9 protein-coding genes are annotated in these 12,869 nt (G+C 73.8%); 3 read left to right on the forward strand and 6 right to left on the reverse strand.

Annotated features, from left to right (window positions below; translation table 11 throughout):
* Positions 1 to 171: 171 nt before the first annotated feature.
* A complete protein-coding gene (locus BM242_RS05310) occupies positions 172 to 1,206 on the reverse strand; it encodes an energy-coupling factor ABC transporter permease (RefSeq protein ID WP_093837485.1) in 1,035 nt (344 codons plus the stop codon).
* A 205-nt stretch (positions 1,207 to 1,411) separates the two neighbouring features.
* Positions 1,412 to 3,664 carry an MMPL family transporter gene (locus tag BM242_RS05315; RefSeq protein WP_093837486.1) on the reverse strand — a complete coding sequence of 751 codons (2,253 nt, stop codon included), beginning with the start codon at positions 3,662 to 3,664 and terminating at the stop codon, positions 1,412 to 1,414.
* A 238-nt stretch (positions 3,665 to 3,902) separates the two neighbouring features.
* On the opposite strand from BM242_RS05315, the gene BM242_RS05320 reads away from it, so the two are divergent.
* The gene (locus BM242_RS05320) at positions 3,903 to 7,253 is read left to right on the forward strand and encodes a S41 family peptidase (RefSeq protein ID WP_093837487.1); all 3,351 of its coding nucleotides are present in this window, start codon (positions 3,903 to 3,905) and stop codon (positions 7,251 to 7,253) included.
* 108 nt (positions 7,254 to 7,361) lie between these two features.
* On the forward strand, positions 7,362 to 7,586 hold the full coding sequence (locus BM242_RS05325) for a hypothetical protein (protein WP_093837488.1): 225 nt from the start codon (positions 7,362 to 7,364) through the stop codon (positions 7,584 to 7,586).
* 80 nt (positions 7,587 to 7,666) lie between these two features.
* Here the strand turns inward: BM242_RS05325 and BM242_RS05330 are convergent, their stop codons facing one another.
* From BM242_RS05330 to BM242_RS05340, 3 genes are read right to left on the reverse strand one after another with little or no spacing between them, the layout of a single operon-like run.
* A complete protein-coding gene (locus tag BM242_RS05330; protein ID WP_093837489.1) occupies positions 7,667 to 8,557 on the reverse strand; it encodes an SDR family oxidoreductase in 891 nt (296 codons plus the stop codon).
* Position 8,558: 1 nt separating this feature from the next.
* On the reverse strand, positions 8,559 to 9,509 hold the full coding sequence (locus tag BM242_RS05335) for an alpha/beta fold hydrolase (RefSeq protein ID WP_093837490.1): 951 nt from the start codon (positions 9,507 to 9,509) through the stop codon (positions 8,559 to 8,561).
* Positions 9,506 to 11,044, reverse strand: a complete 1,539-nt coding sequence (locus tag BM242_RS05340; RefSeq protein WP_093837491.1) for a flavin-containing monooxygenase — start codon at positions 11,042 to 11,044, stop codon at positions 9,506 to 9,508. The genes BM242_RS05335 and BM242_RS05340 overlap by 4 nt, the downstream gene beginning before the upstream one ends.
* 151 nt (positions 11,045 to 11,195) lie before the next feature.
* Between BM242_RS05340 and BM242_RS05345 the strand changes: the two genes are divergently transcribed.
* The gene (locus BM242_RS05345; protein ID WP_093837492.1) at positions 11,196 to 12,053 is read left to right on the forward strand and encodes a MerR family transcriptional regulator; all 858 of its coding nucleotides are present in this window, start codon (positions 11,196 to 11,198) and stop codon (positions 12,051 to 12,053) included.
* Positions 12,054 to 12,077: 24 nt separating this feature from the next.
* Here BM242_RS05345 and BM242_RS05350 read toward each other — a convergent pair whose 3' ends face one another.
* The gene (locus tag BM242_RS05350) at positions 12,078 to 12,737 is read right to left on the reverse strand and encodes a TetR/AcrR family transcriptional regulator (protein WP_093837493.1); all 660 of its coding nucleotides are present in this window, start codon (positions 12,735 to 12,737) and stop codon (positions 12,078 to 12,080) included.
* Positions 12,738 to 12,869 lie beyond the last annotated feature (132 nt).

Raw genomic sequence — 12,869 nt, forward strand, 5'->3', positions numbered from 1 at the left:
TCCGCGACTCCCCGGCCCCCGGCGGAGCGCGCCGCACCACCGGCCCCGGGCCCGGCGGAGGCCACCGCATCGGCGGGGGAACCGGCGGAGCCGTCCGCGGGGCCGGTCCGGGGGGCCGGTGGGGGGCCGGGGGCGGGGGCGGGGGCGGGGGGCATGGCGGGGCCTTCCGGATCAGGCGTCGGCGGGGAGCGGGGACCGGCCGGAGCGGTCCCCGGACCGTTCGCGGGCGTTGCGGCGCAGGGCGACGAAGCCGGCCGAGGCGGCGGTCAGGGTGACGCCCACGCCGATGACACCGGCCAGGCCGACCGAGAGCCGCTCGTTGTCGATGTCGACCACCCCGTAGTCCTCCAGCCAGGAACCGGCCAGCGGGTGCTCGCGCTCCTCCTCGTCCAGGCCGTGGTCGCCGGCCACCGTCTCCAGGCCGTCCGGGGACGAGGAGGCGAAGCCGCTGACCACGGCGGCGCAGATCAGGGTGGCGGCCAGGCCGCCGATCCACACCACGCGCGCGGGCCGCCGCACCGGCCGCGCCCGGCGCATGCCGTGCACCAGGTCGGGCCGGGCGGCCAGCACGGAGCCCACGGTCAGCGCGGTGATCACGCCCTCGCCGACCCCGATCGCCGTGTGCACCCCGACCATGGCGCCGAGCACCGTGCCGATCGGCACCTCGGCGGTGCCGCCGACGGCGTAGAGCAGGGTGAAGACCACCGCCGCCGCGGGTACCGAGACGAAGGCCGCGGTGAAGGAGGCGGCGGTGACGGTTCCCCGCCGCTCGGGCAGCACCCGCAGCAGCAGCCGGAAGACGCCCCAGGCGACCACCACCGCCACCACACCCAGCAGCGTGATGTTGATGCCCAGCGCGGACAGTCCGCCGTCCGCGAAGAGCAGCGCCTGCACGGTCAGCACCACGGAGAGCACCAGGATGCCGGTGTACGGGCCGATGAGTATCGCGGCCAGCGCCCCGCCCATCAGATGGCCGCTGGTGCCCGCGCCCACCGGGAAGTTGAGCATCTGCACGGCGAAGACGAAGGCGGCCACCAGGCCGGCCAGCGGCGCCACGCGTTCCGCTCCGCCGCCGGGCGCACCGCCGGCCGTCCGGTCGGCCAGCTCGCGCCGGGCGCCGCGCAGGGAGACGGCCACCGCGGTCGCGGCGATCGCCGCGCCGGCCACGGAAACCGGGGCATCGAAGAAACCATCGGGGACGTGCATCTGCGGTCTCGTCTCTCGCGCGAAGCGCGGCAGGGCTGTGCTCTGACGATCAGATGATAAGACCTTGTTGCGAAGGATTTGCAAGAGCGCTCACCATGCGAAAACGCACACCCCGCCGTACGCCCCGCGCACGCCGGAGCCCGGCCGCGCCCCCGCGAGGGGCGCGGCCGGGCTCCCGGACGGGGGTCCCTGACCGGGTCCCGGCTCAGCCCACGGCCACCGGCTCCCGCTCCTTCTGCAGTTCGGAGCGGCCCTTGCCGTTGGCCTCCAGATAGCGCTCCAGGGTGGCGCCCTCCACGTCCACATCGGGCAGCACCCGGTCCAGCCAGCGCGGCAGCCACCAGGCGCGCTCGCCCAGCAGGCCCATCACGGCCGGCACGATGGTCATCCGGACCAGGAAGGCGTCGATCAGGATCGCCATCGCCAGGCCGAAGCCGATCATCTTGACCATCGCGTCACCGGCGCTGATGAAGCCGGAGAACACGCTGATCATGATGATCGCGGCGGCCGTGACCACCCGGGCGTTGAGGTTGAAGCCGGAGACCACCGACTGGTGCGAGTCCTCGCCGTGCACATGGGCCTCGCGCATCCGGGTGACCAGGAAGACCTCGTAGTCCATGGCCAGACCGAAGATCACACCGATCATAAAGATGGGCATCATGCTCATGATCGGGCCGGTCTCCGGGACGCCGATCAGCGAGGCGGCCCAGCCCCACTGGAAGACCGCCACCACGGTGCCGAGCGCGGCCAGCACCGAGAGCAGGAAGCCCAGGGCGGCCTTCAGCGGCACCAGCAGGGAGCGGAACACCAGCACCAGCAGCACGAACGCCAGTCCCACCACGATGGCCAGGTAGGGCACCAGGGCGTCCGACAGCACGGTGGAGAAGTCGCTGTTGGCGGCCGTCTGGCCGGACACCAGCACCTCCATGCCGGTCTCGTCCTGCACACCCGGGGCCAGCTCGCCGCGCAGGTCCTCCACCAGGGCGGTGGTGCCCTCGTCGGCGGGTGCGGAGTCCGGGAAGACGACCAGGGTGGCGACCTCGCCGGCCTCGTTGAACTGGGCCTGGCCGGCCGCGGTCACCCCGTCGAAGGTGTCCAGCCGCTCCGAGACCAGGTCGGCCGCGGCCTGCGGGTCGGCCGCCTCCCGGCCGTCCAGCACCAGCATCAGCGGGCCGTTGAAGCCGGGACCGAAGCCCTCCGACAGCATGTCGTAGGCCTTGCGCATGGTGGTGTCCTCGGCCTGCATGCCGTCGTCCGGCAGCCCGAGCTGGAGCGCGGACACCGGCAGCGCCAGAGCCACGGCCCCGGCCACCGCCACGACCAGCACGGTCACCGGGCGGCGCAGGATGGCGGCGGCCCAGCGGGAGCCGCGGTTGGGGCCGCCCTGCTTGCCGAAGGTGGTGGGCAGGGTGGCCGGGACCCCGGTCTCCGGGTTGGCCCGGCGCGCCTTGCGGCCGAAGATCCGCTTGCCCGCGATGCCGAGCGCGGCCGGCACCAGGGTGAGCGCCACCAGCACCGCGATCACCACGGTGGCCGCGGCGGCCAGACCCATCTTGGTCAGCGGCGGGATGTTGACGATGGACAGACCCGCCAGCGCGATGATCACGGTGAGGCCGGCGAAGACCACCGCGGAGCCGGCGGTGCCGGCCGCCCGTCCGACGGCCTCCTCACGGCTGTGCCCGGCGACCAGCTCCGAGCGGTAGCGGGAGGCGATGAACAGGGCGTAGTCGATGCCGACCGCCAGGCCGATCATCATGGCCAGGATGCCGGTGGTCTCGTCCAGGCCCAGGGTGACCGCCAGCGCGGCGATGCCGGACATGCCCAGCGCCACGCCCATCAGCGCGGTGATCAGCGGCAGACCGGCCGCCACCAGCGAGCCGAAGGTGATGAAGAGCACGATGGCGGCCACCGCGATACCGATGATCTCGCCATGGCCGAAGTCGGCCTCGCCGTAGGCGACCTCACCGCCGGCCTCCACGGCCAGACCGGCGTCCCGGCCGATGTCCATGGCGCCGAACAGTTCGTCACGCATCTCGGCGGTGATGTCCGCCCAGGTGGCGTCGTAGTCCACGGTGGCGTAGGCGGTGGTGCCGTCCTCGCTGACGCCCTGGGCCTCGAACGGGTCGGAGACCCCGACCACCTTCTCGGCGTCCGCGAGGTCGGCGAGGACCTCCTGGACGACGGCCTGGTTCTCGGGGGAGTCCACGCGCTCACCCTCGGGCGCCTGGAACACCACGCGGGAGGAGATGGCCTCCGAGTTGGAGCCCGGGAACGCCTCCTCCATGAGATCGAAGGCCTCCTGCGACTCCGTCCCCGGGAGCGCGAAGTCCTGCTCGACCTCGCCGCTCTGGGTGGAGGCGGCAAAACCGACGGCGAACAGCAGGACCAGCCAGGTCAGTGCCACCCACCATCGGCGCCGGAAACAGAACCGGCCGAGTTTGTACAGGAAAGTTGCCACGACGGAGATACCCCCACTCCGGAAAGCTGCAGATCTCGCAAGGAAGCGATAGAGAATTCAGTGAGTTCGTGCAGGAAGACGCGCCGCCCCGGCGGGGGGATGAGCGTGACCTGCCCTTTGTGACACACGTCACCTCCAAGCCCGGGAACCGGCTCCGCAGCGATTCCGCGCCCTCGGCGCCTCACCCGTCCACGGGGCAGGCGGGGCGGACTTGCCGGAAGCGCCCGGGGGCCGAAGCATGGGAGGTGTGAGCGAGTCGGCTACGGACGACCGCGGCTATCTGCGGTTCCCGCATCTGCACGGCGATCGGCTCTGCTTCGTCGCCGAGGACGATCTCTGGCTGGCGCCGCTGCCCGGGCCGGGCGCCCGCGACGGCGGCGGACGCGCCTGGCGGCTGACGGTGGACCGCACCCGGTGCGCCACCCCCCGCTTCTCCCCCGACGGCACCCGGATCGCCTTCACGAGCTGGCGCACCCTGGACCCGGAGATCCATCTCGTCCCGGCCGGGGGCGGCCCCGCCCGGCAGCTCAGCCACTGGGTCTCCACCGACACCCGGGTGCGCGGCTGGGCGGACCACCGCCGGGTGCTGGCGGTCAGCTCGCACACCCAGCCGTTCTCCCACCGCACCTGGGCCCATGCCGTTCCGGTGGACGGCGCCCCGGGCGAGAAGCTGCCCTGGGGCCCGGTCGCCGACATCGCGGTCACCGGCAACGGCGGCGGCCGGCGCACCCTGCTGCTCAGCCACAAGGCGCCGCACGAGCCCGCCTCCTGGAAGCGGTACCGCGGCGGGGCCATGGGCAGGCTCTGGCTGCACGGCGAGCGGCTGCTGCCGGATCTGGAGGGCCATCTGGACTGCCCGATGTTCGTGGCCGGCCGGATCGCCTTCCTCTCCGACCACGAGGGGGTCGCCAACCTCTACTCCTGCGCGCCGGACGGCGGGGATCTGCGCCGCCACACCGACCACGACGCCTTCTACGCCCGGCATGCCGCCACCGACGGGCGGCGGGTGGTCTACCAGTGCGCGGGCGAGCTGTGGCTGGTGGAGGACCTCGCCCCGGGCGGGGTGCCGCGCCGGCTGGGCATCACACTGGGCGGGGCGCGCTCCGGGCGGCGCCCCTACCAGGTGCCGGTGGCCTCGAACGTGGACGGCGTGGCCGTGGACACCACCGGCCGGGCCAGCGCGGTGTGCGTGCGCGGCGCCCTGTACTGGCTGACCCACCGGGACGGCCCGTCCCGGGTCATCACCGCCACCGCCGGCGTGCGGGTGCGGCTGCCGGTGATGCTGGGCGGCACCGGCCGGGTCGCCTATGTGACGGACGCGGCGGGCGAGGACGCCATCGAGGTCTCCTATCTGCCCCGGGCGGGCGGCGGCCGGGACCCGGTGCGGGCGGCGGCCGGCCGGCTGGGCCGGGTGCTGGAGCTGGCCGCCGCGCCGGACGGCGAGACGGTGGCGGTGGCCGGCGAGGACGGCCGGCTGCTGCTGGTCCCGGTGCCCGACCCGGACACCCCCGGCGAAGCCGCCGGCGCCGGGGCCGGGATCACGGAGGTGATCCGGTCCCTGAACGGGCCGGTGCGGGATGTGGCCTTCTCCCCCGACGGACAGTGGCTGGCCTGGGCCCATCCCGGCACAGGCCGCTCCCTCACCCAGATCAAGATCGCCCGGCTGAACGGCGACGAGGCCACCATCCTGGACGTCACCGACGGCCGCTTCGAGGACGAGGAACCCTGCTTCACCCAGGACGGCCGCTATCTGGCCTTTCTCTCCTGGCGCGGCTTCGACCCGGTCTACGACGTGCACACCGGCGACCTGTCCTTCCCCATGGGCTGCCGCCCCTATCTGGTGCCGCTCTCCTCGGCCACCCCCTCGCCGTTCGCCCACACCCCGGAGGGCCGGCCGGCCGCCGGCGGGCTGGACCCGGCCGAGGCCCCGCCCGGCGACGGCTCGGTGCTGGTGGAGGCCGACGGCCTGGGCAGCCGGGTGACGCCCTTCCCGGTACCCGCCTCCAAATACTCCGGGCTGCGGCCGGTCAGCGGCTGCGGGCTGGTCTGGCTGCGCTGGCCGATCTCCGGGGTGCTGGGCCAGACCTTCGCCAATCCCGAGGACACCTCGCCCGGTCCCACCCTGGTCCACTTCGACATCCCCCGGGGGAAGTCCACCGAGCTGACCCGGGATGTGGACTGGTTCTCGCTCAGCGGGGACGCCGCCCGGATGGTGATCGCGGACTCCGGCGACCTGCGGGCCGTACCGGCCACCGAACTCCCGGACAGCGAGACCACCGTCCACATCGATCTGCGGCGGATCGTGCACCACGCCGACCCGGCCGCCGAGTGGCGGCAGTCCTTCGAGGAGGCCGGGCGGCTGATCCGGGCCTACTTCTGGGAGCCGGAGATGTGCGGCGTCGACTGGAAGGCGGTGCTGGACCAGTACCGGCCGCTGGTGGAGCGGGTGGCCACCCCCGACGAGTTCGCCGATCTGCTCCGCGAGACCCTGGGCGAGCTGGGCACCTCGCACGCCTATGTCGTCCCGGCCCGGCGCAACGAGGGCCCGCCGCACTACCAGCGGGCCATGGGGCTGCTGGGCGCCGACTTCCTGCCCGACCGGGAGTCCGGAAGCTGGCGGCTGGCCCGCGTCCTGCCCGGGGACTCCTCCGATCCGCGGGCCCGTTCCCCGCTGGCCGGCATGGGGCTGCCGGAGGGCTCGGTGCTGACCCATGTGGACGGCCGTCCGGTCGATCCGGTGGCCGGCCCCTGGCCGCTGCTGGCCGGCACCGGCGGCTCCACCGTCGAGCTCACCTTTGTGGAACCGCTTCCGGCGGCGAACGCGGCGAACGCGGCGCCGCCGGAGGAGCCCGCGCCGCGGCCGAGGCGGATAGCGGTCAGCCCGCTGATCGACGACCGCCCGCTGCGCTACCAGGACTGGGTGACGCTGCGCCGGGAGACGGTGCACCGGCTCGGCGGCGGGCGCTGCGGCTATGTGCACATCCCGGACATGGGCGGCTCCGGCTGGGCGCAGTTCACCCGCGATCTGCGCCGGGAGTTCTCCCGCCAGGCGCTGATCGTGGATGTGCGCGGCAACGCGGGCGGCAACATCAGCGAGCTGGTGGTGGAGAAGCTGACCCGCACCATCCTGGGCTGGGACCTGACCCGCAACGCCCAGCCGGTCAGCTATGCCTCGAACGCGCCGCGCGGCCCGGTCGTGGCGGTCACCGACGAGGCCACCGCCTCGGACGGCGACATGATCACGGCCGCCTTCAAGCTGCTCGGCCTGGGCCCGGTGATCGGCTGCCGGACCTGGGGCGGGGTGGTCGGCATGACCGGCCGGCACCGGCTGGGCGACGGCACCGTGATCACCGTGCCGATGAACGCCGCCTGGTTCGAGGGCTACGGCTGGGAGGTGGAGAACCGCGGGGTGGAGCCGGACGTGGAGGCCGTGCGTTCGCCGCTGGACTGGGCGGAGGGCCGCAATGTGGTGCTGGAGGCCGCGGTCCGCATGGCCCTGGAGCTGCTGGCCGACTCCCCGGCCGCGTCCCCGCCGGACCTGTCCGGCGTGCCGGACCGCCGCCGTCCCCCGCTGCCGCCCCGCGGCTGAGCCCGGGCCGGCCTCACCCGGGCACCCTGTCCGGAATGCACCCTTCGTTCATGCATGTCAGGCTGGGGGCGGACCGCACCGGACCAACCATCGAGGAGTGACACGAGCATGGGCATGGGCGACAAGTTCAAGGACAAGGCCAACGAGATGATGGACCAGGCCAAGGAGAAGATGAACGAGCGCCAGAAGCAGAAGGACGAGCGCTCCGCCCAGGAGGAGTCCGGGGAGACCCGGCGGGGCCGCCAGGGCGAGCAGGAACAGGGCGAGCAGGGCGGTCTGCGGGACCGCGCCGAGGACACCTGGGACGACATCCGCCGCCGCGACGAGCGCTGAGCGGCCGGCGGCCACGACGCCGGGGCGCCTCCCCTCGGGAGGCGCCCCGGCGCGTGCGGCCGGCGGTCCGGGCGGGAGGATCAGCCGCCGCGGGCCTGCTCGTCCGCCGCGCCGCCCGCCCCGACCAGCCCCCGGCGCCGGCCGGCGGCAGCGGCCGGCCGCATCGCGAACCTCCGCATCTCCCGCTGCCCCAGGACCCCGATCAGGGCGGGCAGATACGGCCGCACCGGCTGCATGCCGCGCAGCCACCACTGGCCGTAGACATGGGCGGAACGCCGCTCGATGCCGGCCACCAGCCGTTCCACCGCCGGCCCGGCCGGATAGGTGCGGCCGGCCGGCCAGGGCAGGGTGCGCCGCATCTCGCGCAGCACCTCGTCCTCGTCCGCGCCGCGCACCATGTCGGTGTCGGTCCAGCTCAGATAGGCGACCCCGACCCGTACGCCCCGGTGGCCGACCTCCGCCCGCAGGCTGTGCGCGAACGCCTCCGCCCCGGCCTTGGAGGCGCAGTAGGCGGACATCATGGGCGCCGGGGTGATCGCCGCCAGTGAGGCGATCTGGAGGAAGTAGCCGCCGCCGCGCAGCAGTGCGGGCAGGAAAGCCCGGCAGGTGACGGCCCCGCCGACCAGATTGACCTCGATCACCCGGCGCCAGGTCCGGTCCTCCACGTCCGCGAACAGCCCTCCGGCGGCGACACCCGCGTTGGCCACCACGATGTCCACGGCGCCGAAGTGCGCGGCCACCTCGCCGGCCACCCGGCGCATGGCGGCGTCGTCCGTGACATCCGCCTCCCAGCAGGCCGACTCGCCGGGCAGCGCGGCGGAGACCTCGCGCAGCCGCTCCGGCTCCAGGCCGACCAGCGCCACCCGGGCGCCGCGCGCCGAGAGCTGCCGGGCCAGCAGTTCGCCGATGCCCCGGGCGGCCCCGGTGACCACCGCCACCTGCCCGGTCAGTGCCCTGCCGCGAAACCGCATCTCACCCCACCTCCCCGTGCTGGGTCCCGTGCTGGGTCCCGTCCGGCTCGCCGGGGTCCGGCGGGGCGAGATGGCGGCGGGCCAGTTCGCGCAGAATGCCGGCTATCCGGTCCGGGTCCTCCAGCGGGGTCATGTGTCCCAGGCCGTCCAGCAGGACCGGCCCCTCGCAGTCCGGCAGCGCGCGGGCCATCCGGTGGGCGTGCACCCGGGGCGTCAGCCGGTCCCGGGTGCCGTGCACCACCACGGCCGGCACGGTCAGCCGGGGCAGCCGGTCCATCAGGGACAGCCCGGCCAGCACCCGGCCCCATTCGCCGCGCACCCGGCGCGGGCAGGCCGCCACCATCCGCGCCACGTCGGCCCGCAGTTCCGGCCCGGCACCGGGCCCCATGGTCACGTAGTGCAGCACCCGGCGGCTGACCGGGGTGACCGGCCCCATCGGCAGCGAGGAGGTGAGGAAGGCCCGCTGCATCAGCGTGCGCAGGCGCGGCGGGGACGTCACCGGGGCCACCCGCGCCTCGGTGGTCAGCCCGCCCATGCCGGTGCTGCACAGCATGGCCGCCGCGGCCCGCTCCTCGAACTCCGGGCGTCCGGCCGCCGCCACAATGGTCATCCCGCCCATGGAGTGGCCGCCGATCACCGCCCGGCGGGCGGCGGGCACGGTGGCCGCCAGCACCGCGCACAGGTCGTCGGCCAGGGCCTCGGTGGAGCAGGCGCCCGGGGTGGCCGGGGAGCGCCCGTGCCCGCGCTGGTCGTAGCGGACCACCCGGTGGTCCCCGGCCAGCCTGCGGACCACCGGCTCCCAGAAGGCGGTGTTGCAGGTCCAGCCGTGCGACAGCACCACGGCCGGCGCGTCCTTCGGACCGAGGATCTCGGTGTGCAGCCGGGCGCCGCCGGTGGACTCCACGGTCAGCACCTGCGGGGCGCCGGTCACGGCAACGGCGGTGCGGCTCATCGGGCGGCTCCCTCGCGGTCACGGTCGCGGTCGCGGTTCTGGTCACGGTCACGGTCGTGGTCGCCGGCCCGCAGCACCTCGTACTCGGCCGCGTCCACGGCACGGGTGATCCGGCGGAACTCGGCGGTGGTGCCGGGCCAGACCGTGGTGTTGCGCCCCTGGTCGTCCAGATACCAGGAGACGCAGCCGCCGGTGTTCCACACCGAGCGGGCCATTCTGCGCTGCACCCAGGCGTTGTACTTCTCCACCGCCGCCCGCCGGGGCACCAGCGCGCTGCCCCGGCCCAGCTCGCCGAGCCGGCGGAGGAAATCGGCCAGGTAGTTGAGCTGGGACTCGATCATCAGGATCATCGAGCTGTTGCCCAGGCCGGTGTTGGGCCCGATGACGAACAGCAGATTGGGGAAGCCGGCCGCGGTGGAGCCGCGCAGCGCCTGCATGCCGCTCTCCCGCCAGGTCTCGGCCAGGGTGGTGCCGTCGGCGCCCTTGATCCGCCGGGCGATCGGCATGTCGGTGACATGGAAGCCGGTCCCGAAGACGATCACATCCGCCTCGGCCTCGGTGCCGTCCGCGGCGGTCAGGGTGGTGCCGCGGATCTCGCGCAGCCCGGACGGGATCACCTCGACATGCGGCTTGACCAGCGCCGGATACCAGTCGTTGGAGAGCAGGATGCGCTTGCAGCCGATGCGGTAGTCCGGGGTGAGCGCCGCGCGCAGCTCCGGGTCCCGGACGGTCCTGCGCAGATGCCGGACGGCCAGCCGTTCGATCACCTTGAGCTGCCCCGGATGCTTGGCGAACGCCCCGACCTGTAGCTCCCTGATTCCCCACAGCATCTGCCGGCGCAGCGCGCGGGTCAGCGGCACCTTGCTGTGCAGCCACTGCTCGGCCGGGCTGATCCGGCGGTCGGCGCGGGGCAGCACCCAGGGCGGAGTGCGCTGGAACACGGTCAGCCGGGTGACCTCGCGCTCGATGGCGGGCACGATCTGGACGGCCGAGGCGCCGGTGCCGATCATGGCCACCCGCTTGCCGCGCAGCGGGTGGTCGTGGTCCCAGCGGGCGGAGTGGAAGACCCGGCCGGGGAAGGTCTCCAGGCCCGGCACGTCCGGGACGCGGGCGTCGGACAGCGGGCCGGTGGCCGAGACCAGCACATCGGCGGTGAGGGTGCCGGTGGCGGTGTCCACCACCCAGTGCAGTGCGTCGTTGTCCCAGCGGGCCGCGGTGACCTCGGAGTCGAAGCGGATGTGCGGGCGCAGCCCGAAGGTGTCGGTGACCCACTCCAGATAGGCCCGGATGTGCTCCTGGCCGGAGAAGTTGCGCGGCCAGCGCGGATTGGGCGCGAAGGAGAAGGAGTAGAGATGGGAGGGGACGTCGCAGGCGCAGCCGGGGTAGGTGTTGTCCCGCCAGGTGCCGCCGACCGCACCGGCCCGCTCCAGCAGGACGAAGTCGGTGATGCCCATGCGGCGCAGCCGCACGGCGGCACCCAGCCCGCCGAACCCGGTGCCGATCACCGCCACATGGACGTGCTGCCGTTCGTGCATGCCGCCTCCCTGGATGATTGCGCCAGTAATCACTGGCATCGAGGGAGCGTAGAGCAGTTTGCTACCAGCGGGTAGGGGTCGGCCGCGCAAAATTCCCGCAATCTTCACCGGCCCCGACGGCATCGCCACGCCCTGCCCTAAGCTGCGGGCCATGGGCGACCAGCAGGGCGACACACACGGTGACCGCGGCCGGCCGCCGTCCGGGCCGGAGCCGGCCGCCGAGGCGGAGCACCCGGCGGACACCGGCGGCGGGCGCGAATACCGCACCGCCGAACTCGCCGAGGCGGCCGGGATCACCGTGCGCACCCTGCGCTTCTACCGCGAACGCAGGCTGCTGCCGCCACCGCGCCGCGAGGGCCGGATCGCCTGGTACAACGACACGCATCTCGCCCGGCTGCGCACCATCGCCGCCCTGCTGGAGCGCGGCCACACGCTCAGCGGGGTGGCCGAGCTGATCGCCGCCTTCTCCGGCGGCCGGGACCGCGGGGAGACGGCCGAGCTGCTGGGCCTGGCCGAGCGCCCGCCGTGGGCCGAGGAGGAACCGGTCCGGCTCACCCCCGAGGAACTGGCCGGCTATTTCGAGGGCGAGGTCAGCGCCGGCAATCTGGCCGCCGCGCTGGACATCGGCTATCTGACGGTGGACGGCGAGGAGCTGGTGCATGTCAGCCGCGGCCTGCTGGAGGCGTCCTCGGAGCTGGTGCGCACCGGTCTGCCGCTGGCCGCCGTGCTGGACGCGGGCCGGCGGCTGCGCGAGCAGGCGGACGCGCTGGCCGGGCTGTTCACCGGACTGCTGCGCACCCATCTGCTGCCCACCGCGCTCCCGGGGCGACGGCCGGGCGCCGCGCTGTCCGAGGCGGAGGTGAAGAAGGTGACCGAGCTGGTGGAGCGGCTTCGCCCGCTGGCCAAGCAGGTGGTGAACGCGGAGATCTCGCTGGCCGTGGACCGCCGGCTGCGCGCCGAGCTCGACGAGCGCACGCGGCCCGGCGCGCCGGCCGACGGGCACGGCTGACCGCCGCCCGCACCCCCGGCGCCGTTACCGCTCCGTCCCGCCGGCCCCGGACGCCTCCTCCGCCCCGGGCGGGCTCATGCCGGTGAGCGCCCGAAGCCCGGCCTCCAGCACATCGAGCTGGCCCAGGTCCAGCCGGCCGGACTCGCCCAGCATGGGCTGCTGGAGGATGAAGCCCTGCACGGTGGCGACCATGGTGCGGGCCACACTGCTCGGCGGGACGCCCGGATCGAGCCAGCCCAGCTCCTGGTACTTGCGCACGATGGCGCTCCAGCCGTCCACCACCACGCCGAGCCCCTCCCGCAGCCGGGCGGCCAGCTCCGGGTTCCGGGTGGTCTCCGCCCACACCTGGATGATCAGGGTGGGGGTGATCCCGCGCTCGTTGAGCATCTCCCACATCCGGCGCACCACCTGCATGACCGTCTCGGCCGGGCGGAGCGGCATCGGGTCGCGGGAGCGCTCGGCGAAGGACGCGCCCAGCGTCTCCAGCACCCCGTTGACGATCGCCGCGATCATCTCGTCCTTGCTCCGGAAGTACCGGTAGACCGCACCCGCGGAGAGGCCGACCTCCTGCAGCACGTCCTGCATGGAGGTGGCGTGGAAGCCGTTGCGGGAGAAGCAGGCCGCCGCTCCGTCGAGGATCTGCTGGCGACGGGCGTCGAGGTGCGCCTGGGATACACGAGCCATGCCTCGAACAGTAAAACGAACATTCCTTCTTGACAAGAGGAGCCTCCCGGGATCACGCTGGAAGCAGAAAAAACGAACGATCATTCTCTGCGTTGGCAGATGCAGAGATCGCCGGCGGCCGACCGCCGCCCG

The sequence above is a fragment of the Streptomyces aidingensis genome (genome assembly GCF_900112355.1).
In the GTDB taxonomy this organism is placed as follows: Bacteria; Actinomycetota; Actinomycetes; order Streptomycetales; family Streptomycetaceae; genus Streptomyces; species Streptomyces aidingensis.

Bases quoted from the DNA above. Each gene is read 5' to 3' on its own strand.
- BM242_RS05330 (WP_093837489.1), bottom strand. From the start codon at position 8,557: ATGCGGTTTCGCGGCAGGGCACTGACCGGGCAGGTGGCGGTGGTCACC.
- BM242_RS05325 (WP_093837488.1), top strand. From the start codon at position 7,362: ATGGGCATGGGCGACAAGTTCAAGGACAAGGCCAACGAGATGATGGAC.
- BM242_RS05320 (WP_093837487.1), top strand. From the start codon at position 3,903: ATGGGAGGTGTGAGCGAGTCGGCTACGGACGACCGCGGCTATCTGCGG.
- BM242_RS05310 (WP_093837485.1), bottom strand. From the start codon at position 1,206: ATGCACGTCCCCGATGGTTTCTTCGATGCCCCGGTTTCCGTGGCCGGC.
- BM242_RS05340 (WP_093837491.1), bottom strand. From the start codon at position 11,044: ATGCACGAACGGCAGCACGTCCATGTGGCGGTGATCGGCACCGGGTTC.
- BM242_RS05350 (WP_093837493.1), bottom strand. From the start codon at position 12,737: ATGGCTCGTGTATCCCAGGCGCACCTCGACGCCCGTCGCCAGCAGATC.
- BM242_RS05335 (WP_093837490.1), bottom strand. From the start codon at position 9,509: ATGAGCCGCACCGCCGTTGCCGTGACCGGCGCCCCGCAGGTGCTGACC.
- BM242_RS05345 (WP_093837492.1), top strand. From the start codon at position 11,196: ATGGGCGACCAGCAGGGCGACACACACGGTGACCGCGGCCGGCCGCCG.